The organism is Anabaena sp. WFMT, from assembly GCF_051781005.1.
GTDB lineage: Bacteria > Cyanobacteriota > Cyanobacteriia > Cyanobacteriales > Nostocaceae > Anabaena.
Genome location: NZ_JBPWOA010000033.1, coordinates 15,376 through 39,683, shown reverse-complemented (window position 1 = coordinate 39,683; position 24,308 = coordinate 15,376). Strand labels below are relative to the sequence as shown.

Here is a 24,308-nt window from a genome sequence, read left to right as displayed (position 1 = left end):
ACAACCTTCCTTTACAGTAAATCCAAAATCCCAACTTGGTATTATCCGCAGATAAATTTCTCATAACTCCCTATGAGAAAAAATGAAGGATGAAATTGCTTAATTCTTAATTCTTAATTCATTTTCATCATGATTTACCCACTTACTCTATCTAATAGCCGCTTGCAACCCATACTCAGAGAGATTGTATGGCAGAAGAAGCTAGAAGTAGCACAAATGCAGCAAGAAATGTCTTTGGCTTCCTTACAACGCCAATTAACTGCTGCTCCGACTGTACGAGATTTTTTTACTGCTTTGCAGCAGAGTCTTTATAAACCTAGTTTGATTGCAGAGGTAAAAAAAGTATTACCTAATCAAGATACTATTGTTAGGGATTTTGATCCTTTAGCGATCGCAAAATCCTATGAGCGTGGTGGTGCTACTTGTCTGTCTGTCGTCACTGACCAAAAGTTCTTCCAGGGAGGTTTTGAGCATTTGCGTACTATCCGATATCGGATAGCATTACCTCTGTTGTGTAAAGATTTTATTCTTGATCCTTGCCAAATTTATTTAGCCAGATCTGCTGGTGCTGATGCGGTATTATTGATTGCTGCTATTCTTACTGACCAGGAGATACATAACTTTTTGCGGGTAATTCACTATTTGGGAATGAATGCTGTCATTGAAGTTCATAACTTGACAGAATTAGATCGGGTACTCAAGTTAGATGATGTACGCATAATCTCCATTAATAACCGCAGTTTAGAAGATTTTAGCGTTAATCTTAGCACTACCCAGCAATTAATGGCTGCTAGGCGATCGCAATTACAAAATTTGAGTATTCTTGTCGTTAGCGAGTCAGGAATTGAAACATCAGCAGATGTAACTTTAATCGCTGAGGCTGGTGCTAATGCAGTGTTAATGGGAGATTCTTTACTGCAACAAGAGGATTTAGAGGAAAGTGTGCGTAGTCTAATCAAGGCAAAAGTTCCAGTTTATAAAGACCTTGTGAAAAAGGGAGCTTATTGATAACGCACTGTACTTAGCCTATTTGATAATTACTCTTACCAATTACTAATAGGACTTATGCGTCACATTTAATATCTTTTGCAGGTGCGTCAGATATCGTCAATCTGTCGATAATAACCAATTTATAGGTCTGACGCACCCTACAAAGCAAGCCAGTTGCGTAAGTCCTGACCAATTACCTTTTTTAAGCTTTCACTACTTTTAAAGTTCTCAAACTAGTATCTGCACAACCGCTAATAAATCCGCCTAAAGCTTGAATTTGTTGCAGATATTCTAAGGCTGATTTTGTAATAATTTCTCCCGGCATTAAAACGGGTATTCCTGGGGGATATGGACAAACTATTTCCGCACAAATTCGTGCTGGTGTTTTCTCCAAAGGTAATGTTTCACTATTAGCAAAAAAAGCCTCACGGGGAGAAATGCACATAGAATGGCTAACTTTAGCATCGTTTCTATATTTACATATTTTGTACTGACTTGTCAATTGTGGTATCCGAGTCAAATTTTTCAATTCCTGCACTAATGCATTGATATCCAGTTGTGTGTTACCCAAACTAATAATAAAAGTAAGATTTTGTAAGGATGAAAATTCTGGAGTTACACCCATTTCATTGAGAATTTCTTCAGCTGCAAAACCTGTTAAACCTAATTTAGAAACGTTTACAGTTAAGCGTGTTTGATCTAAATCCACAAAACCTGGACTGCTGGCATAGAGAAGAGTCGATAAACCGGGAATTTGGCTGATTTGATTTTTTGCTAACGCTGCTAATTGCAAAGTCTGAGACATCAACTTTTCCCCATTCATTGCCATTTGTTGACGTGCGGCATCGAGGGAAGCTAAAAGTACAAAGCTGGGACTGGTAGATTGTACTAGCTGCAAAGCTTTACTCACTTTGTCAATGTCGATTCTGTTACCTTGGATGTGTAACATTGATGCCTGTGTCATCGCACCGAGGGTTTTGTGGATAGACTGCACAGTTAAATCTGCACCTGCGGCTAAAGCTGGTGTGGGTAATTGAGGGTGAAAAGCAAAATGTGCGCCATGTGCTTCATCTACGAGCAAGGGAATATTATATTGATGGGTAAGAAGTGCGATCGCACTCAAATCTCCACAAACACCGTAATATGTAGGGTAAACTGTCAGCACCGCTTTTGAGTCAGGATGTATTTCCAATGCAGTTTTTACCGCTTCCGGTGTAATACTGTGAGCAATATCTAAATCCTCATCATATTCAGGCTGAATAAAAATAGGAATTGCACCAGAAAGAATTAACCCAGAAATCACCGAAGAATGCACATTTCGCGGCAGAATAATTTTATCCCCAATACCACAAGTAGCGAGAATAGCCGCTTCAATTCCACAGGTAGAACCATTAACTAAAAACCATGTTTTCTCAGCCCCAAATGCCTCCGCTGCCAGTTCTTGTGCTGCGAGAATTGCATTTTCAGGAGTAAATAAATTATCTAGTTCTGCTAGTTCTGTTAAATCAGCGCGAAAAACCTCTTTACCAAGTAAATCGGTTAAAACTGAGGAAATTCCAGCACCGCGTTTATGTCCTGGAGTGTAAAACGGTGCATGGGGACGAGAGATGGAGGTTTTTAAGGCATCAATAAGAGGTGTTTGATTTTGATTGAGCATTTTGTGGGAGAAAACAAATTGCCTTCTGCTTGGAGGTTTGAATATATGAGCCTGAGTCTGCGTAAAGTGGTTGCTAACCCACCATTAGGGACTTCCAAGAAATAAATTATTCAGATTAACGTTCGCGTAGCGTGCGCGTAGCGCATACCGCAGAGGCGCAGAGGACACAGAGGAATAAGGGTTTGAGAGATTTTTTACGTTAGGTGGTTGAGTGTTTTTTTATTTGCAAGTCCCTAAAATATATGGGTCTCAAAAAAAAACTAATATATAAAAATAATTATTACAATACATTAATACAGAAGCCTCTGGAGAACTATTTGTGGTAGCTAATCCCCCTCGTACTCAACCTAGTGATAACAAGATTTTGGCTAAAAGCAGTCAAAAACTCAGCAACTTTGCCCAAAGACATATTGGAATCAACCCTGATGATATTCAACAAATGCTTGATATCTTAGGGTTTTCTAGCTTAGATGCCTTAATTGATCAAACAGTACCACAGACAATTCGCTTTAACCAAGAGCTAAAGTTACCAGCAGCACAAAGCGAATATGCAGCACTAGCGAAATTAAAACAAATAGCCGATAAAAATCAAGTTTATCGCTCATTTATTGGCATGGGCTATTACGATTGTATTACTCCTGCCGTCATTCAACGTAATATTCTTGAAAATCCTGGTTGGTACACAGCTTACACCCCTTATCAACCAGAAATTGCTCAAGGACGTTTGGAAGCATTGCTAAATTTCCAAACGATGATCATTGATTTGACAGGTTTAGAAATTGCTAACGCATCTTTGCTAGATGAAGCGACAGCAGCAGCAGAAGCCATGAGTATGAGTTATGGTGTCTGCAAAAATAAAGCCAACAGCTTTTTTGTCTCTCGTGAATGTCATCCCCAAACCATTGATGTATTGCAAACTAGAGCTAAACCTCTGGGGATAAATATCATTATCGGTGATCATCAAACATTTGATTTTACCGAATCAATTTTTGGTGCAATTCTCCAATATCCTGCCAGTGATGGCACAATTTACGACTACCGCAATGTTATCACACAGTCCCATGCTCAGGGTGCATTGGTGACTGTAGCAGCAGATCCTCTCAGCTTAACTTTACTTACACCCCCCGGTGAATTAGGGGCTGATATTGCCGTAGGCAGCACCCAACGGTTCGGTATTCCTTTAGGCTTTGGGGGACCACACGCAGCTTATTTTGCCACGAAAGAAGAGTATAAAAGGCTAGTTCCAGGGAGAATTGTTGGTGTATCAAAAGATGTTAATGGTAAACCTGCATTACGTCTAGCTTTGCAAACCCGTGAACAGCATATTCGCAGAGATAAAGCCACCAGCAATATTTGTACAGCCCAGGTATTATTGGCAGTGATGGCGAGTATGTACGCAGTTTATCATGGGCCAGATGGACTGAGGAGAATTGCCGAAAATATCCACCAATTAACCGCAACTTTAGCCGCAGGATTGAAAAAACTCGGTTATAAAATCACTTCGGAAAACTTCTTTGATACCTTACGGGTAGAATTAGGAAATACCAGATTAGATGCAATTCTCGACGCTGCAAACGAGAGAAATATTAATTTACGCATCTTTGATAATTCAACTATTGGTATTTCTTTAGATGAAACTACCACACCAGAGGATTTAATCGACCTTTGGCAAATTTTCGCATTGAAAGATAATCTACCTTTCACTGGAGAAGAATTAACTTCTTTTCCCAATTATCAATTATCACGTCAAAGTAAATATCTCACGCATCCAGTCTTCAACCGTTATCATTCAGAAACCGAGTTATTACGTTATCTACATCAGTTAGAAACTAAGGATTTATCATTAACAACATCAATGATTCCCTTGGGTTCTTGCACAATGAAGTTAAATGCCACTTCAGAAATGATTCCTGTAACTTGGGCAGAATTTGGTAAAATTCATCCTTTTGCACCAATTTCCCAAACAAGAGGTTATCAAATTCTCTTCCAGCAATTAGAAGCATGGTTAGCAGAAATAACAGGTTTTGCAGGAATTTCTCTCCAACCAAATGCAGGTTCTCAAGGTGAATATACCGGACTTTTGGTAATTCATGAATATCACCAAAATCGTGGAGAAGGACACCGTAATATTTGTTTAATTCCTCAATCTGCACATGGAACAAACCCCGCAAGTGCAGTAATGTGTGGGATGAAAGTAGTAGGAGTTGCTTGTGATGATCAAGGTAATATTGATATTGAGGATTTAAAAACCAAAGCCGAAAAACATAGTCATGAACTTGCGGCTTTAATGGTGACATATCCTTCAACTCACGGTGTGTTTGAAGAAGCAATTCAGGATATCTGCGCTATTGTTCATAATCACGGTGGACAAGTTTACATGGATGGGGCTAATATGAATGCCCAAGTGGGTATTTGTCGTCCTGGTGATATTGGTGCAGATGTCTGTCATTTGAACTTGCACAAAACCTTCTGTATTCCTCACGGTGGTGGTGGTCCCGGTATGGGTCCCATTGGTGTCGCTTCTCATCTTGTACCCTTTTTACCTGGACATTCTGTAGTAAAAATGGGTGGTGAATTGGGTGCTGTTTCTGCTGCACCTTGGGGTAGTGCAAGTATCTTAGTAATTTCTTGGATGTATATTGCCATGATGGGTGCAGATGGTTTAACACAAGCAACCAAAGTCGCAATTCTTAATGCTAATTACATCGCTAAAAGACTTGAATCATATTATCCCGTTTTGTATCAAGGAAAAAATGGTTTAGTAGCACATGAATGTATTTTAGATTTGCGAAGTTTGAAGAAATCAGCGCATATCGAAATTGATGATATTGCGAAACGTTTAATGGATTATGGTTTCCATGCACCGACTGTTTCTTGGCCTGTGGCTGGTACAATTATGGTGGAACCAACGGAAAGTGAATCTAAACAAGAATTAGATAGATTCTGCAATGCTTTGATTGCGATTCGTGAAGAAGTTGCTGCAATTGAATCTGGTAAAATGGACATTCAAGATAATGTCTTGAAAAATGCACCTCATACTGCGGAAAGTTTGATTATTGGTGAATGGAATCATCCCTATTCTCGTGAACAAGCTGCTTATCCTGCACCTTGGAATAAGGAATATAAATTCTGGCCAAGTGTTGGTAGAATAGACGCGGCTTTTGGTGACAGGAATTTTGTTTGTTCTTGTTTACCTATGGAAGCTTATAGTTAATTAATCTCACGCAAAGGCGCAAAGACGCAAAGGGTTTTTTATTGCGTTTTTGTGTCTTTGTCAAAAAAGAATTTCCTGGTCATAATTTGACAAATATCAAAAATTTACCTACTGTAGAATATGGGGTATATTATTTAATACATTTGATTAACAAAGGATTCTATATGGTTAGATACGCCTTAAATAAAGATAATATTCTTATTGATGCTCAATTTAATTTATATGACAAAAATGAGATTTTTAAATGTATATTCTGTAATTGCCCACTTTTCTATAAAAAACCACACCATAAAACGCGTAAAGAAACACCATTTTGGGTTTCTGCACATTTTTCTCATAATGCTAATATAGAAGAAAATAAGGAAACAGAAATAGATTGTATTAGCAATAAATTTGTTAGCAGTAAAGGTGAAAGTTCAACTCACAGAGAAGCTAAAAATGAAGCGACAGATGTAATTAAAGCAACTACTCAAATATACTTTAAACAAGATAAATTTCAACCTATACAAGAATACCAATACCCAGGGAGAAGGGCAGATATTGCGGTAGTTAATAAAAATGGTACAGGTTTTCTCAATTATGAAATACAGACTTCACCAACAGGGTTTGACTCTATTATAAAAAGAGTAGATAAGGATAGAATTAACCATGTAGGGCAAACAATTTATGCAATTGGAGAAATAAGCAAAAAAGGAGATTGGGGTAAAGGTGTTGGTGGTTTAAGTGCTACTCAAGGTACACTTTTAGATTCATGTATACGTCAATATGGAATAGCCCAAGATATTCAAACAGTTGTTACTCAGATTGAACGCATAACTTTTCTAGACAAGAGGACTGGATTTACTTATACAGACGACAAAAATTTAGAACAATACATTCAATTTAATCAATACAACGAAAAAAATGGACAAAAGAAAATTAGTAATGTCACTACAGATACAACAGCCGAAGTTATACACGAAGCAATTCTAGAACATGAAAAACTTATGAAAAATCCTGTAATAATTGATATGGGTTCAACAAGTAACTCTTCTGTTTTGTCTATAGATGATATATTTGATGAATTTAATAATGATGACGACGATACAGATAAATATGAAACACCTGTATCAGAATTAAATTCCAAATTACTTAATAATCTCAAGTTAATTTGTCAAACAAATCAAGGGCATATAGGTGCGGTAATAGAGTTTAATATTCACATCCAAAAAGCAAAAACTGTCTTGTTAGGAGAAAGAGTAGATTCTTATAAATGGATAGATTTTGAAGATTTGTATATCTCGAAAGCAGATTTTACGTCAACCACAAACTCATACCAAAAAACTAACTTAGAAGAACAACAAGAAAATTCTTCATATTTAGAAATTATTAACAGAGAAATTATTACTATTGATAGACTCAATGCAATCAAAGATTTTAATCAGGAAATTGCAAGTAGAATACAGAGGCTTAAAGTTGGTGACAGATGCACTTGTATTAATGCGCCTAATTGGTTTAATCCTCATGGAGAGAGAATAAAGGATATTAAAGATGGAAAAGTGCTTCTTGACTATTATAAATCTATTCCTATAGATAAAGTAATTCTCATTGAATCTGTAGAATAGAGTAAACGCTCATCTTGTAGATTATCTTAAGGAATGCAACCCAACATAATTAAAATATCTGAATTCAGACAATAAAGATACGTAGTTACACTTTCTCAATTGGGGTATTTGTCGCCTTGAATAAATTACAATAAAGATAAACATCACCAAAGGTGTATATAATTATGAATACATTAGAAAAGTTAGAATTGCTGAGTGAAAACTGTAGTGATAACACAGAATTAGAGCGAATTCTTGGGCAACTTCTAAATGTGATTTTAACTCGTCATCATCAAAAATTAGCTATCTATAATTTAGATATAGATGAATTTGAGAAAAAATATAATCTTACTTCTGAACAATTTAAGCAACAATTTAATTCAGGAAATTTAGGAGATGAAATGGATTTTTTTGAGTGGTTTGGCTTGTGTGAACTACGCAAAGATATTTTACAAAAAATCAATAAATTAGAACAAGCTTTATGAAAAATGCCGATGACTATTTGGCATGGATAAAATCTGTGATCGCACTTTGTCCAGAAGTAGTAATTTTAAAGATTCTTTGAGAAGAATCACAACTGGATATCAGATTTTATAGATTTTTTTGATACTTAGTGAAATCCACTATTTTGATTATGATTTCTGAAATTAGCAACATCAAAAAACTCATCAAAAATACTATTCTCGAAGAAACACAAATCATTGAAGTAAAAATACCTGAAACTAATGAAATAGCCTTAGCAATGCAGGTTGATATTGAGAACAAGATTGAAGCATGGAAAATCATGAGAAAGCTTCTTTCTCAAACTCAACGTTATCCTGTAATAGTTGCTTGTTGGTTTAATCCAGGAGAAAATTGGGCAGATAATGTCATTAATAATGATTTATTCTGCCGCTTTGAATATCAACAAGAACCTTCTTACAATCAATATCAAAATTCTGTTTTTAAAGGATTAATTGCACAAGTTGATGAAATTAATATTCAGGAATTTTTAAATGAAAAAATAGAAATATTATTAGAAGAATTCAACCAAAATTTAGCAGCTTTAGAACAACAAAATCCAGAAGATTCATTTGTAGATTTGAGCTATTTGCAATGGTATGAACCAATTAATCAACCCTTAGTATTACTATTATTACCTATTCAAAATTGTTGGGAAACTCTGGCTTATCTGCATTGGTATGGTGCTAGTTATATAGGAAGTGATAAGGTAATGGCTATGTTAAAATATTGGCATGAACAATATGCAATAGAGTTAGTCTGTCATTATGGAACTATGTTACAAATAACGGTAAAAAATAAACCCAAAACTTTTAAAGAAGCTTTACAGTTAGCAATTGAACAAGAAGCCATAGCACCTTGTACGACTATTTTACCTGGGATTTCTCTTCAAGACCATGCCTGCGCTTTATTAAAAACTGATCATTGGTTTCTGCATGAACGTCCTTAAATTTCATCAAGTCTCAACTACATCTCTAAAATATATTTCTAATTCTTCTCTCACTGATAATGGTTGATATAGCGGTTATCGGTTGAGTAAGAGTGTTCCAAACAATAAATGATCCATAACTTGTAATTACCCTACGGGAAGGCTACGTCTACGCAATGACATTTGGGCATTTTTTTAGTTGGAATACTCTAAGGTACAAAAACCCCACCCTCAACCCCCTCCCCGCAAGCGATGAGGGGGCTATAATGTATCTCATGTGATGAGGAAACGCTATAACCTAAAGCAAAAACCTTGGAACTATCTAAGGAAAAATCTTTTGGTCTGGGTGCAGTTATTTTTACATCAGTTTGCAAAAATGATTTCAATTTATCACTAGGAATTTGTAAGACTTCAACTAAGTTTTTTCAACCTAAAAATACAGATTTTGTTTATGTAGATGCAAGGGATAATCAACTATATCTATTGTAATAATACCTGAAAGCGTTTCTCATCTCTGACTTTATCAAAATCTGAGTCGGTTTTGGCTAGTTTCTTGTACTTATCAGGAACCAGTTGAATAGCTTTTTCTAGGTTCTCAATTGTTAATTCAATGTTGTCTTGTAAGGCATAATTACAGGCTTTGTTGTAATATGCTTGATGTAAATTGGATTTGATGCTGATTGCTTGATTGTAAGATGCTAAAGCTTCTTTGTAGCGGCGTAATTTTGTCAGCGCAATTCCTCGGTTTATCCAAGCTTCGTATTTGTCTGCATGAATTGCGATCGCTTCGTCGTAGGCTTTAACTGCTTCCTGGTAACGGTTTAGGGCAGTTAGAGCGTTTCCCCGATTATACCAAGCTTCGTTTTTATTTGGTCGGATAGCGATCGCTTTTTCGTAAGATGCCAAAGCTTCTTCAAAACGATGCAACGCTATCAACGCATTACCACGGTTAACCCAGGTTTCTGGACTGTCGGTTTTAATAGCGATCGCTTGATCATAGAATGATAGCGCCTCTTTGTAACGATTGCTATCTAAAAAACTATTGCCTTGATGTAACAATTTATCAGCTTTTTGGCTATCCTTAACTTCTGTTAATAATTGAGTAACATTACTTTCTTGTACAACTTGCTTGGTATTTTCTGCTGATGAGATCGCCAAATCACCACAGCCAATTGTCAAAAAACTCATAAACCCACAGGCAATAAAGCATCGCCAAACAACCATGCTGCACCTACACAACTCATGAGATGATGTTAAGACTTTTTGATATTTAATAATCGTATCGAAATCAACCAAAGTATTATTAATTATCTTTTGTTTTATTGAGGAAAAAATGAAGATTTGGATAAGTTTTGTTTAAAGCCTATGTATCATATCATGTTTAGGTAGAATTAATCAATTAATTTACTTAGATGCCTGTTCAATCACCGTTACCTATTACCAACACCAGGTCATGGGTCATAATATCTCCTATGTCTGCTAGTGATCATGTTGTGAGAACATATAAAAATAAAAACTCAACTACAGTCAACGCAGTCTGAACAGAATGGAACAACATCAGAAGTCAACCGTTGTAATTACGGGCGCATCCTCAGGTGTCGGTTTGCAAGCCGCAAAAGCTCTAGCTCAAACTGGTAAATGGCACGTAGTAATGGCTTGTCGGGATCTCTCAAAAACAGAACAAGCAGCCCAGACGGTGGGAATACCAAAAGACAGCTATACAATAATTCATCTTGACTTAGCCTCTTTAGACAGTGTTCGGAAGTTTGTACAAGATTTCCGCGCCACTGGTAAGCCATTAGATGCTTTGGTCTGCAATGCGGCAATATATATGCCTTTGATTAAAGAGCCGTTATGGAGTCCAGACGGATACGAGTTAAGTGTGGCTACAAATCACCTCGGCCATTTCCTTTTGTGTAACTTGATGTTAGAGGATTTGAAGAAATCATCAGCTTCAGATCCTAGACTGGTTATTTTGGGAACTGTAACACACAATCCCAAAGAATTAGGTGGAAAAATTCCCCCCCGTCCAGATTTGGGCAACTTACAAGGCTTTGAAGCAGGATTTAAAGCACCTCACACCATGATTGATGGTAAGAAATTTGAACCCGTCAAGGCTTACAAAGATAGCAAAGTTTGCAATGTCCTGACTATGAAGGAACTGCACCGACGCTATCATGAATCCACGGGTATTACCTTCAGTTCTCTTTATCCTGGATGTGTAGCCACAACAGCCCTATTCCGTGACCACTATCCATTATTCCAGAAACTCTTCCCTCTATTTCAGAAGTACATCACTGGAGGGTATGTGTCAGAAGAAGATGCTGGTAAACGAGTTGCAGAAGTAGTTGCTGATCCTGCATACAATGAATCTGGTATGTATTGGAGTTGGGGAAATAGACAGAAAAAAGATCGCAAATCTTTTGTACAAGAAGTTTCCAACGAAGCCAGCGATGATGATAAAGCCAAGCGTCTCTGGGAACTAAGCGAAAAATTGGTTGGACTAGCTTAAAAAATTCTTTTTTTGTGTTCTCAAAATAAACTTACACCCCTAGCACTCTGAGATTTAAGATAATTTCAGGGTGCTACCCTCTTATCAGTGTAAGATTTATCTTCTTTATTCTCTTTCTTTTCTTCGCGTCCTTCGCGTCTTCGCGGTTCATTTCAGTATTTTCCTAACTCCTGAATCCTGAACTCCTCAAAGTGCATTTGTTAATCTTGGTTAGAAAAAACTATGGGAAAATAGAATGTATGACGATTGAATCTAACTCCTCTCATCCACCTCAACCAGAACCCAAATCGGACAACGACTTGCAACCAGATGACTTTGACGGTGGTGCAGGTGAAAATGGACTAACAGCAGAAGGGTTGGCTGCAAAACAAGTTTTGTCCGCAATTTCGTCTTTACAATCTTCCCAAAATACAAATGCCCTTAAACGTGCTACATCAGGTTTTAAAGAAAGTTCTATTCATAACATTATAGTTAAACCAAGAGCATTAATTTTTACTTTATTAGCGATCGCTCTCACTTTTATTGGTATTGCCATTAATAACTCGTTCCTGGGCATATTGGGAACCACCGCAACTTTAGTGTTATCGTTAGCCATGCTTTTACCTTGGCTGCAAGATGTCATCAAGGAATGGTTTTCTCCCCAAGAAAAAACGATTTTTATAGCCTTGATAGGCTTGTTAGCGGGCATTTTTGGCTTGTTACGATTTACCGGTGTGGGCGATCGCTTGCTAATGTTAGGAAGCAAGATTAACTGGGATATTGCCGGCACTCTAGCTGACTGGTTTGGCGCTTTAGGGCAAATTTTGATAGCTATTATCGCCGTTTATGTAGCTTGGCGACAATATGTAATTTCTAAAGACCTAACAATTCAACAAAACTTGCTAACCGCACAGCAAAATATCATCACCCAACAGCAAACCATAGATTCTTACTTCCAAGGTGTTTCCGACTTGGTGCTAGACGAAGAAGGATTATTAGAAGATTGGCCGCAAGAAAGAGCGATCGCAGAAGGACGCACTGCCGCTATTTTTAGTAGTGTAGATGGTAGTGGTAAAGCCAAAATTCTCCGGTTTCTCTCCCGTTCAAAATTGCTCACACCATTAAAACGCGATCGCCGTTTAGGTAGAGCCATTCTCGACGGTATCGGTGGCTACGCCGAAGACCGATTAGAAGGTGTCCGCGTCATCGACTTAGGAGTAATGTTAGCAGGTGCAGACCTTGCTGATAATGACTTACGCTGGACTGATTTGAGTGAAGCTAATTTAGTTCGTGCTAATCTCAGCGGTTGCGACTTAGTAAAAGCCAACCTATCCCGCACTATTTTATATGATGCCAATCTCAGCAATGCTGATTTAAACGGTGTGCGTTTATTTTACGGTTCATTAGAAAAAGCCTCACCCCGCAGTCGCACCCACCCACCTGAGTACGAAACTGGAGAACACACCGGTGCAGTCGTGGAAAATGCCGATTTCACCGACGCACAAAGAATGTCTGAATCAACCCGTTACTACTGCTGCGCTTGGTGTGGTGAAAAATCTAGAGAGACTATTCCCGGTGGTTGTGAAGGAATTCCTAATAAATTAGGGAGATAAACTGGTCAAACTAAGCTTTTAGCTGGTTGGGAGGATGATATTCAAAGAAGTACGCACATCATCCAATGGACTTTCCCACAAAAGATTCCATTCAATGCCAAACAGAGGCTTGGCCTGTTTTGCCATTATCCATCCTTGAGCTATCGCATCCATGTATTTTGTCGAAAGCTCAATATCATAAACAACTGCTTTGAGCAAATTTTTCGTTAACAATGCCAACCAGAAGCGTGTCACGTATAACTGAGAAACATAGAAAGCTTCTAATTGAATTTCACCCAGGACGTTTGTATTGCAACCAGTGACAATATGCCAAATGTCATGGGTTTCGGTGATATGCGCTGAGAAAAATTGGTAATCATTTTCTACTAACCCTGGTTGTAAAGGCTGTAAATTGTTTTTGAGCATATGTTGAGCATAGGCATATCCAAAGGTATTAGCTGGTAGGCTATACAGCCTTTGTAGATCAATATCACCCACCCGTGGACGCTTTTCAAAAGCTTGTTTTCCTTGGGGAGTGCTAGAGAGAAAATCAATTATCTTGTCCAAGCTATAGGAATCACTTAGAACATTTGCAAGTTTGGCAATATGTTCAAAATCCCCATCAGCCGCTTTTGTAAAATTGACAATAGTCTCAATTACGCTATCCTGCCATATTTGCTCTGATGACTCTACAAACTGCATATTAAAAGCCCGTGTTAAAGTTTATGTTTTTAGTTTGACCTCAATAAATTCTAACCCAGAAGACTATTTATAAGACGTGCGCGTCATTAATAGATTTAGGCGTAATGTAATGTTAAGTAGTCGGACAAAATTAAATTCATTGGTGGAGGGAGGGAACTCTTAACAGGGAACAGGAAAACAATCTGTGTAATTAATGCTGTCTGCGTACTTAGCAGTTGCTACGCTTAGGGTGGAGAAAAATCTAGAGAGACTATTCCTGGTGGTTGTGAAGGAATTCCTAATAAATTAGGGAGATAATTAATAGTTACCTTTTGCGTAAATTTCTGGAACTATATCTAAAAATTCCAGTCTACATAATCACTAAACCCATTCCATGTTGAAATCTGGAGTTTTTCAGGAAAGTATATTATTCAGTTGTGGGTTAAGTTTTGAGCTTTAACCTGATTCCCAAAAACTATAGCTTTTAAAGTAGACGCGGTTTAGATGTGGTATTAGCAAGCAAGAAACCTCGCTAAAGATTGAACTTAATTAACTCAATATTTCTGAGCAATTCTTATGAAACACCTAAAATTATTGCAGATATCGACCATTGCATTATTGAGTTTGGGAATGTTGCAAAACGTATCTTTTGCTCAAAGGACAAGACCAAATTCCCAATTGAAAATTCCTTCATCTCCATCTATAGAGCTTAATTCGACTCAAATCAAACTTAATCCCTTCTATCTAGAGCGCGAACAAAAAGCCCCTGTCACAATTAAAAATCAACTTGTCGATCTCCGCCGTGATATCCAGGTAAAAAATCTGACTTTCCAAGTAGGCTACACAAGTGCTTTAGATTATAAATTAGAACAACTAGCCGCTACTAAAGCACCAGATGATTTACCAGCACAAGCTAGTACACAAAATGCACTGGCAGCAGACATTCTCAGAGTAGATTTAGCTGAACGTGACAAATTTGAACGACTCAACCCAGGTATCATCCCTGAGTTACAATTAATCAAGCGTCGTGGCTGTTTTGCCTCAGCTAAGTCCTTTGACTGGCGGAATTTAAATAAAGTCACACCTGTGCGGAATCAAGGTGGTTGTGGCAGTTGTTGGGCTTTTGCTACTCTAGGAGCCTATGAAGGTAATAACTTAATTCGCAACAATACTGCATCTGATACTTCAGAACAGCACATTGTTAATTGGGGTGGAGCAGGTAGCTGCGGTGGTGGTTGGTGGTCAAATGCCTTCAATTTCTTAATTAACAACGGTACTGCCACAGAAAGCACTGTACCTTATACCGCAACTAATAATACTTATAACGCCAGTGTATCTACACCCTACCGTTCTATAGCTTGGGGATATGTCAAGCCTAACGGAGGAATTCCGACGGTGGAAGAAATGAAACAGGCGATGTGTAAGTATGGCCCATTAGCGATCGCTGTCCGAGTTACACCCGCTTTTCAAGCTTACACAGGTGGTGTATTCAATGAGCAAGCCAGTGGAGCAATTAATCATGGTGTTACCCTCATCGGTTGGGATGATCAAAAACAAGCTTGGTTAATCAAAAATTCTTGGGGTACAGGTTGGGGTGATAATGGGTATATGTGGATTGCTTATAACAGTAACAGTGTTGGTTATGGAGCCGCCTGGACTCAAGCAAGAAGTAACTTTTACAAAATTTCTCCTCAATTGTTAGAAAAAATCACTCCCTTGAAGGTAAACCCAAATATCCGCATTAGGTAATTGGTGAGATCAAGATTTAAAGATTAACAGGATTGATTTGAAGATTAATCCTGTTTACATATAGCGGTTTTGAGTACCGTGAAGTACAGTTTTAAATTGCCAAGCCTCTAGGTGTAGAAACTACAGACTTGGCAATTAATTACCCAGATTAAACTTTGAATTTTTTATGTTTTTACCCAAACGAATTTTACCCATATTTTTCATAGGTTTTTGTCTGCTTGCTACCTTGAATATAGTCTTACAAGTAAGTGCGAACTCTAATATTTCTATGACAAATTCTGAAGTAACTGTTAATGATACTAACAATAATGGTCAAATCATTCTTGAAAAAGATAGTGTTTTAATTGTCAAATTATTAGCAACCCCAGGAACAGGTTACAGTTGGCAGATGATTAAAAATGATCCTCATAAGCTCAAACCTTTGGGAGATTCAGTATTAGAACCATTAGCAGATCAAGCCCCAGGAGCATCAGAAAATCAAGTTTTCCGGTTTTTAGCCCAAAGTTCGGGTTCAACTGTGTTAGAACTGCACTATTTGCGTCCCTGGGAAAAGAATATTCCTCCTTTAAAAACTTATCAAATTAATGTCCAGATTCGTTAAAGATACGTTGAGCCTTCGGGTAAAGTTAGGATTTCCACACCATCTTCTGTGACTGCTATAGTATGCTCAAATTGAGCCGATAGTTTGCGATCGCGCGTTACCGCAGTCCAACCATCATTCAACATCTCTACTTCATAGGTTCCTTCATTAATCATCGGCTCAATGGTAAACACCATCCCCGGCCTCAAACGCTTACCCCTACCCCTAATGCCATAATGGGGAATATCTGGGGATGTGTGGAAAATATTACTAATACCATGTCCCACAAAATCCCGCACCACAGAAAAGCCATGCGCTTCAGCATACTCTTGAATAGCTGCACCAATATCTCCAATCTTCGCATCTGGATTCACTTCCGCAATACCTAAGCGCAGACACTCTTCTGTTACTTCTACCAATTTTTGCACCTTGGGAGCAGATGCACCAACAATAAATGTCTTGGAAGTATCACCGTGATAACCATCGACAATCGGTGTGACATCAATATTAATAATGTCACCTTCCCTCAAAATTTGTTTAGCATTAGGAATACCGTGACAGATCACCTCATTCACACTGGTACAAATTGACTTGGGAAAACCTTTGTAGTTCAGAGGGGCGCTTTTCGCACCGTGCGCTTGTGTCCACCGTTCAGCTTCATCATTGAGTTGGAGAGTAGTCACACCCGGTTTTACCAAAGGTTCTAAATGTTGTAAAAGTTGCGCGGCTAAATGTCCAGCCCGCCGCATTTTTTCTATTTCTCGCTGGGATAAAATAACTATTGGTGCAGTTTTCATGACTCTTTTGTTAAAAATATAGTTAAACCTGTTTCTGCGGCTCTGCGTGCAGCATCTGCCACTTTTAGCGTATATAAACTTTGCTCTGGGGTGACATACAAAGCAGTTCCATGAAAAATATGATCTAATACCATATTCGTATCTTTAGCAAACAATCCCCGACGAGTACCCAGATCAATCAATGTTGTTCCCTCTGCCTGTACTAAAGTTCCTGTGTCACCATCTAGAATTAACCCCCCTTTTTCGCCGTTAATTTCAAATTTGCGTTCTGACTGCCACAAAGTTTCACCTTTACCATAAATCACTTGAGCTAACAACCCACTGGAAAAGCACAACTGACCCACGCATAAGCAGGTTTGATAATAATCTGTCTCCGTCTCCCAATATCGCTGGTGACAATTCACGCTCAAGACTTCACCAAACAAATCAGTCAGCCGATGTAAGCGAGAAAGAGCGCCAATTAAAGGAAAGCCGAAAAGCTCATGGTTATATGTCCACTTACGCGGTGCTGGATGTTGGGGGTTGACCGTGCTGTAGCGGATATAAAACAAATCGCCAAGTTCGGCTAAATGTTGTTTTAAAGCTTGATGCCAGCCGCCCAAAAGTTCAATATGTTCGACGTGCAGCAGTTTATTTTTTGCTTTGGCTAAAGCAATCAGTTCTTCTGCTTCCTTGACATCTACAGACAGGGGATACTCGACAATTACGTGTTTGCCGCTAGAAAGGGCTGCACGGACGATTTTACCATGATCGCGATTAATCGTGGAGATGACAACTAAATCTAAATCTTCCCGTTCTACTAGCTGTTGCCAAGAATTGATCACCAGGGCTTGATATTCTTGAGCAAAAGCTGCTGTCTTTCCGGTAGTATGTCCAGAAATTGCGACTAAATGCGATCGCGGATCTTCCTGTAATGCTGTAGCCCTGAGTTTTGCTGCATACCCAGTACCCACTAAACCCACCCGCATAGTTCTATTGGTCAAATGTGCATCGGAGTTATACATGATGTTCCGTAGTTCTATTTGTTGGGTTTTTGGCCGGACAAAGTTAATTTGGTCACTGTACAGCACTTTCACTTACTAATTACAGTGCCATCAATGCCATAGGTATTCTATCAAAAAGCAAGTCTAAAGCATTTTTCAGAAGTGCTGAGTGCTGAGTTATGAACTCAGTGACTTCTCTGCCAGTCCTGCACTTAGCTGACAATTTTACTTTTTTACTCATAACTCGGTACTCGTTACTGTTTTGATGCCTACAAAAGTTTTTTTGCCATCTATCTAGTCGAGGATTTTACATAAATAAAACTTATTAGTAACAAGTAACTAAATTTCATTACTAATCGTGGTCAATTTTCGGTTACAACGTTTAATTTTTCCCGTAGTATCAGAATTAAAGCAAATAGAAATCAGCAGCTAATCCTATAAGACTAGCTGTAGGCTTTGCTTTAAGATAACTTATACTGCCGTTTTTACAAGAGAGGATTACTCAATGGCTACTTACACCGTAATACTGAAAACTCCCGAAGGTGAACATACGATTGAATGTGCTGATGATACCTATATTTTAGACGCTGCTGAAGAAGCAGGTCTTGACTTGCCTTACTCCTGTCGTGCTGGTGCTTGCTCCACCTGTGCAGGTAAAATAGTTTCTGGTACAGTTGACCAATCTGACCAATCATTTTTAGATGATGATCAGATTGAAGCTCAATATGTATTGACCTGTGTTGCTTACCCAACCTCTAACGTAACCATCGAAACTCACAAAGAAGAAGACCTTTACTAAAAGTATTGACATCCTCCCCCCGCTATTATGCTTGCGCGATTATAGTGGGGGTTTAATTTCGTTGCCGAGCATTTTTAGTTGTGTGCCAGGATAATAGAACTGGAGAATTTTGGTACTTGACCAACCTAGTTTGGCTAAATTCTGAGCGCCTGTTTGACTCAAGCCAACACCATGTCCTAGTCCACCACCAATAAAGGCATATCCCCACACATCTGGTTTACCTTTATTTAGGGGTTGCAGATAAAAAAGTGTACTGCGGGGTGCAGCAAAGGCACTGCGAACTTCATCTTTGTGCAGTGTAAAAACGCCGATATCTGTTTTTATAGCCAGATCCAGAATCCGTCCGCTTTCGCTCCGCTTGGTTATTGCTATGGCCTCAATAGTTTTAAATTTGGCATAGGGACTCTTCTTCACCAGCAAAAATTTCTGTAAATCCTTAGTAATATCTTCTAGGCTGGTTTGCTTGTTCCAGCGGAACACATCCCAGGTACTTTCATTAAATCCTTGTTCCAGGTTAATAAACTGCCGGAAATTCTTTTCGTCGGCTAAACTCTTCTCAGTCAAAGGCCAAATATTTGTAGCTGCATCTACTACAGGCCGCAGGTAAGGACGATCTTCTCCATTCCAGACATCGCTAAATGAAGCAGTCACTCCACCTGTGGTAGAAGAATAGAGCGCGTCTACTAACTCGTTATTATAAGTTAGTACCATTCCCCTGGTCGATGCGATCGCTTGATCGGTTGTCTTAGCCACTCCATTCAGCCCATCATAAACCTGGCAGTGAGTATCAGCACACAATTGGTAATCATCAATAGCAAACCTGCGTAAATTTCTCAGAGCATAGGTACGAGCAATAATTGCCTGTGATTCTAAAGATGTTTTGGGCGCACTTGTGCCAATTTCATAAGGCAAAACCCCACGCAAATAAGTTTCTAGTGGCACTTTATTTACTAATGAGTAAGTACCATAGGCATTGGGTTGTAATTTCATCCGTCCAGCATAAAGACGAGTATTCCCGCTTTTTTGATCTTTCTTGACCCGAATCAGGTTTTTGTCTGTGCTAATTTCCAGATCATTTTGGCTATATCGTTTGTCATTTACTACCCAACTTACTCGCGGTACTTGTTTGCGAATTTGGGTATCTAGGTAGGGCAGTTTTTGTCCTGAAGTTTGTATACTTTGCAATAGCAAACGTCTTACTAAAGGGGTGCTGTAAACATCTCGTTTAGCCCATACTTGCCAGCGCTCTGGTTGAGCTATTTCTACTTCTATTCCTTGAGAACGCCAATTATTAGCATTGTCTTCTGCCGTTTCAAAGGTACGGAAATTACCTAAAACAACTACTTCGTCAATTTTTGGTTGAGGTAAGGTTTCTATGATTGTTTCTAGTTGGACAGGGTTAGCAGTGACTAGTGTTTGTTGCTGATTACCCTCTTTCCATTTGAGCTTGATGCGATCGCCTTTAGTCGGTGTCAACTCTAGTTTAGCCGTGGGTGTCGCTCCAAATCGTTGGACAATCCCAATTTTTAGCTCCATATCTTGATTATTGTTCACAGGACTTGATGCAGCAGTCAGTCCCAATAAACAAAAGGTTGTCAGTATCTTGTAGGAAGAACGCCAAAAAAAGATTTTCATGAAAACTCTATTTTGCTCCCATAGTGAAGCTTCGGGGCAGGTTGGAATTTGCTTTATAACGCTTTTATCGTATTGCACACTCAATACCATAATATCATTTACCTGTTTTACGTCAAACACTTGCAAGTTAAAGTCATAACGACTATGATTTATTCACAGACATAAAACAAAACAGCGAAATTGCTTATGGTGAGAATTCAAGAAATTCCCTTAAATCAAATTCAACGGCCATTACCACGTCATAACGATCCCCAGAAGGTAAAATCTTTAATGGCCTCAATTGCTGAAATTGGGCAACAAGAACCAATAGATGTCCTAGAAGTAGATGGACGTTATTATGGCTTTTCTGGTTGCCATCGTTATGAAGCTTGCCAAAGTCTAGGTAAAGAAACCATTTTAGCCAGAGTCAGAAAAGCCACCCCCAGTGTTCTCAAAATGCACTTAGCTTAAAAAGTTGCCAACATATACAGCAAAATTCAGGAGTCAGCCCTATGGCTAATGCCACGCTACGCTATCGACTTCGCTAAGGGCAAGGAGTCAGGAGTGAAACTGGCTTTGTGTATAGATTTCAATTTTGATGCTGTACTGTATGGCTACGCCACGCAAGCTATCGGAGTTCGGCGTAGGCTCACTCGAGCCGCTGACGCGGTAGTTGAGCGTTCACGTAGTGTGTCGAAGACAAGTCGAAACTCACGGCGAAGCCTCATTGATCTGCAATCTGCTGTATCTCATAATTAAACGTGTTGAGTCAGAAAAGTAGATATTGCAATACATCGGTACATAGTTTGATTTGATTAATTATTTGGAGCAAAAAATTATGTCATCTTCAGCAACAAAAAATATCAATATCGGTATTGATGACGTTAGTAGAGCCAAAATTGCCGAAGGTTTATCTCGCTTATTGGCTGACACATATTCACTGTACCTGAAAACTCATAATTTTCATTGGAACGTCACAGGTCCGATGTTTCAAACCTTGCATCTCATGTTTGAGACACAGTATACAGAACTAGCTTTAGCCGTTGATTTAATTGCCGAAAGAATTCGAGCATTAGGCTATCCCGCACCAGGAACTTATAGCGAATATGCCAAACTGAGTTCTATTCCCGAAACTCCAGGAGTTCCTAAAGCTCAGGAAATGATTCACCTATTAGTAGAAGGACAAGAAGCTATAGTCAGAACTGCACGATCTATCCTCCCATTGGTAGATGACGTAAATGACGAACCTAGTGCAGATTTGTTAACTCAAAGAATGCAGGTACATGAAAAAACAGCTTGGATGTTGAGAAGTTTGCTCGAAGAATAAAATACAATAATGGGGTATAATAGATAACAATGATTTATGCCCCATGCCTTATGCCAAATCATGACTTTACCCAAAAGTTGCAAAGTTTAATGCAACGGGTAGGTATTTCTAGTTTTAAATCTCTCAGTCTTGCTGCTGGTGTTTCCGAGCGGCAGATTTTGCATTTGCGACGGGGAAAGCTAGAGCAGATGCGAGTTGGAGTACTGCTAAAGCTATCAAAAATCTTACAGATATCATTAAGTGAATTAGCAGCAACTTTTTCTGATGTGAGTTCCACAGTTAACAATCAGTACGCAGATACTGATACAAAAATATTACGAGAAATTGCTGATTTGAAAGGTGAGTATCAACGAATTTTACTGAAAATGGAACAACAGCGCGAGTTGTTACAGCAAGAGTTTCAGGAATCAAGTTTACAAATATTGGAGTCTTTATTATTGTTCTGGCCTGCGGCAGCACAAAAAGCAAAGGATAACCCCCAGCTAGAAGCTATCAAAATGATACCTTTGGTGCAGAAGCCTCTTGATCGATTATTGCAAACTTGGGGAGTGGAAGCGATCGCTACTGTAGGCGCAGAAATACCCTATAATCCCCAACTACATCAATTATTGGAGGGAACAGCAGAACCTGGCGAAATAGTGAAAGTGTGTTATATTGGATACCGTCATGCTGGCAAGCTGCTTAATCGAGCTAAGGTAATCCGTCTATAGTTTAGTGATTCTCTGATGTCGATATTCATGAAATAACTAGTCAACTTGATTTAGATAACAATTAAATATTAACTACTAATTTATGCTCAATCAATTAATATCAGAAACTGGGTATTTATAAGTTTATATTTAACAATTTTGTATAAATTTTTAACCAAAAGATATAACTTATTTATTTGCAAATTTATAATTAGTAAACTATTATTTTCATCACGAAAACTTTATGCAGTTTAGATAAAGAGTATTTTTTTAATTTCCTATTTTGGTATATACTAGCTACAACAGAACATCATTGACATCAATCAGAGTAACCTAATTATGAGTCAGCAGGTGAAAGTTCTTACACTCAAAAAAAATTTAAATGCTGAAACTTCATCAGAATTTCAGCAAGATATTGCCCAAATTCTAGAAAGTGGCGTAAAAACTGTATTAGTTGATTGTCAAAATATCACATTTCTAGATAGTTCTGGACTAGGCTCTCTAGTCTTGGCCTTTAAAACGCTACGAGATGCTGGCACTAAAATGGTTCTCTGTTCAATTAATGAACAAGTGAGGATGATATTTGAATTAACTAGTATGAACGAGATATTTGAAATCTTTCCCAGCCAAGATGCCTTTAATCAAATTCTACTCACCAAAAATTAATCGAACTTAATTTGTAAAATAGATAAATCGTCATCAAAGGCTTCTTTGGAGTTTAAATTGATTAGATAACTCAGTACATGATCAAGTTGGCAATCAACTGAATGCTGTAAACTCACTAGTAACTGAATCAATCCATCTAAACTCCAAAGAGTGCCATCTAATTTAGTAATCTCGTATACACCATCGCTAAAAATATAAAGACTACTCAACTCATCAACATTGCAAATTCCATCAACATATTTTGCTTCAGGAAACATCCCCACTGGCATACCTGGTGTTTTCAAGGTTTTTATTTCCGTGGTGCTGGGAGACTTTCCAGATACTAATATTGCTGGTGGATGTCCAGCACTTGCATAAACTAACTGACGACTAATTCGGTTATAAACACCATACCAAATAGTAAAATATTTATCATTTTGATAATTTATCTGGAAAGTATCATTTAAAGCTGTTAACACATGACTAGGTTGATAATAATCCAGACCTTTGAGCGCACGAGAGCGAAGTAGATTCAGTACAGAAATAGAGGGAAGAGTCGCTCTGAGTCCATGACCCGCAGTATCTAATAGATAGATTGCCAAAGAATCAGAATCAAGCCAGTAATAATCAAAGCAATCACCCCCTAATTGTCGTGAGGGAATAAAACGATAATTAATAGCCACAGGTGTAGATATAGGCAAAGGCAAAAGGGAAGTTACATATTCTGCCGCTTCTGCCAGTTCTGTTTCTAACAATAACTTTTGGGTTTGTATATCTCGGTTCAATTGATGTAAGCGTAATCCTGCTCTCACCCTAGCTTGGAGTTCATTTTGCTCAATTGGTTTAGAGATAAAATCATCAGCACCAGCATCTAGTCCCTTAACCCGATCTGCGACTGAATCTAAGGATGTTAATAAAATAAAGAATGTGGTAGATAAATTAGGATCTTTCTTAATGCGATTGCAGACTTCTAGTCCATTTAAACCTGGCATCATCCAATCACAAATAATTAGGGCTGGAGGGCAAGAGAGCGCTTGCAAGATTCCTTCTTGTCCATTACTAGCCGTGATTACTTGATAACCCTGTTTTTCCAACATTCTTTTCAGGAATATCTGTATTGAGTAGTCATCATCAATTACTAGAATTTGAAACATAATAAATGGCGTATACAATCAATATTTTATACAAAAATAAAAATACAGTGATGAGTAATTTGTTAGTAGTATTTTATGATTGGGACTACTAAACTGGTTGCTAAATTCCTCATTTTCAATTAGCTATTACAGCAGAATTTAGAAGTCAGGAGTAAAGGCTTTTTTGAGCATAGCTTTAGGATAAAATTTTGTACCGTATGGCTACGCCACGCAAGTTATCACAGTTCGGAAGTTCAGTGTACTTCTCCGGGGAAGCTTACCGCAGGGATAGCTTAGTTGAGCCGCTGACGTTTACAGAAGCCTCATGTACCTGTAATATGCTGTAATTAGCTCC

At 38.3% G+C, this 24,308-nt stretch carries 21 protein-coding genes; 14 read left to right on the top strand and 7 right to left on the bottom strand.

Annotated features, from left to right (window positions below; translation table 11 throughout):
• Positions 1-129 precede the first annotated feature (129 nt).
• Positions 130-1,008 (top strand): indole-3-glycerol phosphate synthase TrpC, encoded by an 879-nt coding sequence (gene trpC / locus ACSQ6I_RS21795; protein WP_438892369.1) that lies wholly within the window; start codon positions 130-132, stop codon positions 1,006-1,008.
• Positions 1,009-1,192: 184 nt separating this feature from the next.
• On the opposite strand, the gene ACSQ6I_RS21790 is transcribed toward trpC, so the two are convergent.
• A complete protein-coding gene (locus ACSQ6I_RS21790) occupies positions 1,193-2,647 on the bottom strand; it encodes an aminotransferase class I/II-fold pyridoxal phosphate-dependent enzyme (RefSeq protein WP_438892368.1) in 1,455 nt (484 codons plus the stop codon).
• A gap of 319 nt (positions 2,648-2,966) precedes the next feature.
• On the opposite strand from ACSQ6I_RS21790, the gene gcvP reads away from it, so the two are divergent.
• The 4 genes from gcvP to ACSQ6I_RS21770 all read left to right on the top strand — a co-directional run bounded on the left by gcvP (position 2,967) and on the right by ACSQ6I_RS21770 (position 8,894).
• Positions 2,967-5,861 (top strand): aminomethyl-transferring glycine dehydrogenase, encoded by a 2,895-nt coding sequence (gcvP, locus tag ACSQ6I_RS21785; RefSeq protein ID WP_438892367.1) that lies wholly within the window; start codon positions 2,967-2,969, stop codon positions 5,859-5,861.
• 86 nt (positions 5,862-5,947) lie between these two features.
• Positions 5,948-7,465 (top strand): hypothetical protein, encoded by a 1,518-nt coding sequence (locus ACSQ6I_RS21780; RefSeq protein WP_438892366.1) that lies wholly within the window; start codon positions 5,948-5,950, stop codon positions 7,463-7,465.
• A 164-nt stretch (positions 7,466-7,629) separates the two neighbouring features.
• Complete coding sequence (locus tag ACSQ6I_RS21775; RefSeq protein WP_438892365.1) at positions 7,630-7,929, top strand: hypothetical protein; 300 nt, start codon at positions 7,630-7,632, stop codon at positions 7,927-7,929.
• Positions 7,930-8,078: 149 nt separating this feature from the next.
• Positions 8,079-8,894 carry a DUF4253 domain-containing protein gene (locus ACSQ6I_RS21770; protein ID WP_438892364.1) on the top strand — a complete coding sequence of 272 codons (816 nt, stop codon included), beginning with the start codon at positions 8,079-8,081 and terminating at the stop codon, positions 8,892-8,894.
• Between the two features lie 459 nt (positions 8,895-9,353).
• Here ACSQ6I_RS21770 and ACSQ6I_RS21765 read toward each other — a convergent pair whose 3' ends face one another.
• Positions 9,354-10,097, bottom strand: a complete 744-nt coding sequence (locus ACSQ6I_RS21765; RefSeq protein WP_438892363.1) for a tetratricopeptide repeat protein — start codon at positions 10,095-10,097, stop codon at positions 9,354-9,356.
• Between the two features lie 322 nt (positions 10,098-10,419).
• On the opposite strand from ACSQ6I_RS21765, the gene ACSQ6I_RS21760 reads away from it, so the two are divergent.
• Both ACSQ6I_RS21760 and ACSQ6I_RS21755 read left to right on the top strand, forming a co-directional pair.
• Positions 10,420-11,385: a protochlorophyllide reductase gene (locus tag ACSQ6I_RS21760; protein WP_015212876.1), complete on the top strand. Its 966-nt coding sequence runs from the start codon at positions 10,420-10,422 to the stop codon at positions 11,383-11,385.
• A 239-nt stretch (positions 11,386-11,624) separates the two neighbouring features.
• Positions 11,625-12,977, top strand: coding sequence for a pentapeptide repeat-containing protein (locus ACSQ6I_RS21755; RefSeq protein ID WP_438892362.1), 1,353 nt, complete (start codon positions 11,625-11,627; stop codon positions 12,975-12,977).
• Between the two features lie 18 nt (positions 12,978-12,995).
• Here ACSQ6I_RS21755 and ACSQ6I_RS21750 read toward each other — a convergent pair whose 3' ends face one another.
• The gene (locus ACSQ6I_RS21750) at positions 12,996-13,658 is read right to left on the bottom strand and encodes a Coq4 family protein (protein ID WP_438892361.1); all 663 of its coding nucleotides are present in this window, start codon (positions 13,656-13,658) and stop codon (positions 12,996-12,998) included.
• A 555-nt stretch (positions 13,659-14,213) separates the two neighbouring features.
• Here ACSQ6I_RS21750 and ACSQ6I_RS21745 point away from each other — a divergent pair.
• Positions 14,214-15,386: a C1 family peptidase gene (locus tag ACSQ6I_RS21745; RefSeq protein WP_438892360.1), complete on the top strand. Its 1,173-nt coding sequence runs from the start codon at positions 14,214-14,216 to the stop codon at positions 15,384-15,386.
• A 268-nt stretch (positions 15,387-15,654) separates the two neighbouring features.
• Positions 15,655-15,987: a protease inhibitor I42 family protein gene (locus ACSQ6I_RS21740; RefSeq protein ID WP_438892359.1), complete on the top strand. Its 333-nt coding sequence runs from the start codon at positions 15,655-15,657 to the stop codon at positions 15,985-15,987.
• Here ACSQ6I_RS21740 and map read toward each other — a convergent pair.
• Both map and ACSQ6I_RS21730 read right to left on the bottom strand, forming a co-directional pair.
• On the bottom strand, positions 15,984-16,763 hold the full coding sequence (gene map / locus ACSQ6I_RS21735; protein WP_438892358.1) for a type I methionyl aminopeptidase: 780 nt from the start codon (positions 16,761-16,763) through the stop codon (positions 15,984-15,986). The genes ACSQ6I_RS21740 and map overlap by 4 nt on opposite strands.
• Complete coding sequence (locus ACSQ6I_RS21730; RefSeq protein ID WP_438892482.1) at positions 16,760-17,767, bottom strand: Gfo/Idh/MocA family protein; 1,008 nt, start codon at positions 17,765-17,767, stop codon at positions 16,760-16,762. The genes map and ACSQ6I_RS21730 overlap by 4 nt, the downstream gene beginning before the upstream one ends.
• Before the next feature lie 484 nt (positions 17,768-18,251).
• Here ACSQ6I_RS21730 and ACSQ6I_RS21725 point away from each other — a divergent pair, with 484 nt between their 5' ends.
• On the top strand, positions 18,252-18,545 hold the full coding sequence (locus ACSQ6I_RS21725; RefSeq protein ID WP_438892357.1) for a ferredoxin: 294 nt from the start codon (positions 18,252-18,254) through the stop codon (positions 18,543-18,545).
• 39 nt (positions 18,546-18,584) lie between these two features.
• Here the strand turns inward: ACSQ6I_RS21725 and ACSQ6I_RS21720 are convergent, their stop codons facing one another.
• Positions 18,585-20,180, bottom strand: coding sequence for a SpoIID/LytB domain-containing protein (locus ACSQ6I_RS21720; RefSeq protein WP_438892356.1), 1,596 nt, complete (start codon positions 20,178-20,180; stop codon positions 18,585-18,587).
• Positions 20,181-20,366: 186 nt separating this feature from the next.
• Here ACSQ6I_RS21720 and ACSQ6I_RS21715 point away from each other — a divergent pair, with 186 nt between their 5' ends.
• From ACSQ6I_RS21715 to ACSQ6I_RS21700, 4 genes are all read left to right on the top strand, one after another.
• Positions 20,367-20,630 carry a ParB N-terminal domain-containing protein gene (locus ACSQ6I_RS21715; protein WP_438892355.1) on the top strand — a complete coding sequence of 88 codons (264 nt, stop codon included), beginning with the start codon at positions 20,367-20,369 and terminating at the stop codon, positions 20,628-20,630.
• A gap of 367 nt (positions 20,631-20,997) precedes the next feature.
• The gene (locus tag ACSQ6I_RS21710; RefSeq protein ID WP_015212866.1) at positions 20,998-21,486 is read left to right on the top strand and encodes a Dps family protein; all 489 of its coding nucleotides are present in this window, start codon (positions 20,998-21,000) and stop codon (positions 21,484-21,486) included.
• A 50-nt stretch (positions 21,487-21,536) separates the two neighbouring features.
• Entirely contained in the window at positions 21,537-22,196 is a 660-nt protein-coding gene (locus ACSQ6I_RS21705; RefSeq protein WP_438892354.1) for a nucleotide exchange factor GrpE, read from the top strand.
• Between the two features lie 318 nt (positions 22,197-22,514).
• A complete protein-coding gene (locus ACSQ6I_RS21700) occupies positions 22,515-22,841 on the top strand; it encodes an STAS domain-containing protein (protein ID WP_438892353.1) in 327 nt (108 codons plus the stop codon).
• Here the strand turns inward: ACSQ6I_RS21700 and ACSQ6I_RS21695 are convergent.
• A complete protein-coding gene (locus ACSQ6I_RS21695) occupies positions 22,838-23,974 on the bottom strand; it encodes a PP2C family protein-serine/threonine phosphatase (protein ID WP_438892352.1) in 1,137 nt (378 codons plus the stop codon). The genes ACSQ6I_RS21700 and ACSQ6I_RS21695 overlap by 4 nt on opposite strands.
• Between the last annotated feature and the right edge of the window lie 334 nt (positions 23,975-24,308).

What these genes read in the sequence shown, in the direction of transcription:
- trpC (WP_438892369.1), top strand. Translation starts at nt 130, where the DNA reads ATGATTTACCCACTTACTCTATCTAATAGCCGCTTGCAACCCATACTC.
- ACSQ6I_RS21790 (WP_438892368.1), bottom strand. Translation starts at nt 2,647, where the DNA reads ATGCTCAATCAAAATCAAACACCTCTTATTGATGCCTTAAAAACCTCC.
- ACSQ6I_RS21775 (WP_438892365.1), top strand. Translation starts at nt 7,630, where the DNA reads ATGAATACATTAGAAAAGTTAGAATTGCTGAGTGAAAACTGTAGTGAT.
- ACSQ6I_RS21770 (WP_438892364.1), top strand. Translation starts at nt 8,079, where the DNA reads ATGATTTCTGAAATTAGCAACATCAAAAAACTCATCAAAAATACTATT.
- ACSQ6I_RS21765 (WP_438892363.1), bottom strand. Translation starts at nt 10,097, where the DNA reads ATGGTTGTTTGGCGATGCTTTATTGCCTGTGGGTTTATGAGTTTTTTG.
- ACSQ6I_RS21760 (WP_015212876.1), top strand. Translation starts at nt 10,420, where the DNA reads ATGGAACAACATCAGAAGTCAACCGTTGTAATTACGGGCGCATCCTCA.
- ACSQ6I_RS21755 (WP_438892362.1), top strand. Translation starts at nt 11,625, where the DNA reads ATGACGATTGAATCTAACTCCTCTCATCCACCTCAACCAGAACCCAAA.
- ACSQ6I_RS21750 (WP_438892361.1), bottom strand. Translation starts at nt 13,658, where the DNA reads ATGCAGTTTGTAGAGTCATCAGAGCAAATATGGCAGGATAGCGTAATT.
- ACSQ6I_RS21745 (WP_438892360.1), top strand. Translation starts at nt 14,214, where the DNA reads ATGAAACACCTAAAATTATTGCAGATATCGACCATTGCATTATTGAGT.
- ACSQ6I_RS21740 (WP_438892359.1), top strand. Translation starts at nt 15,655, where the DNA reads ATGACAAATTCTGAAGTAACTGTTAATGATACTAACAATAATGGTCAA.
- map (WP_438892358.1), bottom strand. Translation starts at nt 16,763, where the DNA reads ATGAAAACTGCACCAATAGTTATTTTATCCCAGCGAGAAATAGAAAAA.
- ACSQ6I_RS21730 (WP_438892482.1), bottom strand. Translation starts at nt 17,767, where the DNA reads ATGTATAACTCCGATGCACATTTGACCAATAGAACTATGCGGGTGGGT.
- ACSQ6I_RS21725 (WP_438892357.1), top strand. Translation starts at nt 18,252, where the DNA reads ATGGCTACTTACACCGTAATACTGAAAACTCCCGAAGGTGAACATACG.
- ACSQ6I_RS21720 (WP_438892356.1), bottom strand. Translation starts at nt 20,180, where the DNA reads ATGAAAATCTTTTTTTGGCGTTCTTCCTACAAGATACTGACAACCTTT.
- ACSQ6I_RS21715 (WP_438892355.1), top strand. Translation starts at nt 20,367, where the DNA reads ATGGTGAGAATTCAAGAAATTCCCTTAAATCAAATTCAACGGCCATTA.
- ACSQ6I_RS21710 (WP_015212866.1), top strand. Translation starts at nt 20,998, where the DNA reads ATGTCATCTTCAGCAACAAAAAATATCAATATCGGTATTGATGACGTT.
- ACSQ6I_RS21705 (WP_438892354.1), top strand. Translation starts at nt 21,537, where the DNA reads ATGCCAAATCATGACTTTACCCAAAAGTTGCAAAGTTTAATGCAACGG.
- ACSQ6I_RS21700 (WP_438892353.1), top strand. Translation starts at nt 22,515, where the DNA reads ATGAGTCAGCAGGTGAAAGTTCTTACACTCAAAAAAAATTTAAATGCT.
- ACSQ6I_RS21695 (WP_438892352.1), bottom strand. Translation starts at nt 23,974, where the DNA reads ATGTTTCAAATTCTAGTAATTGATGATGACTACTCAATACAGATATTC.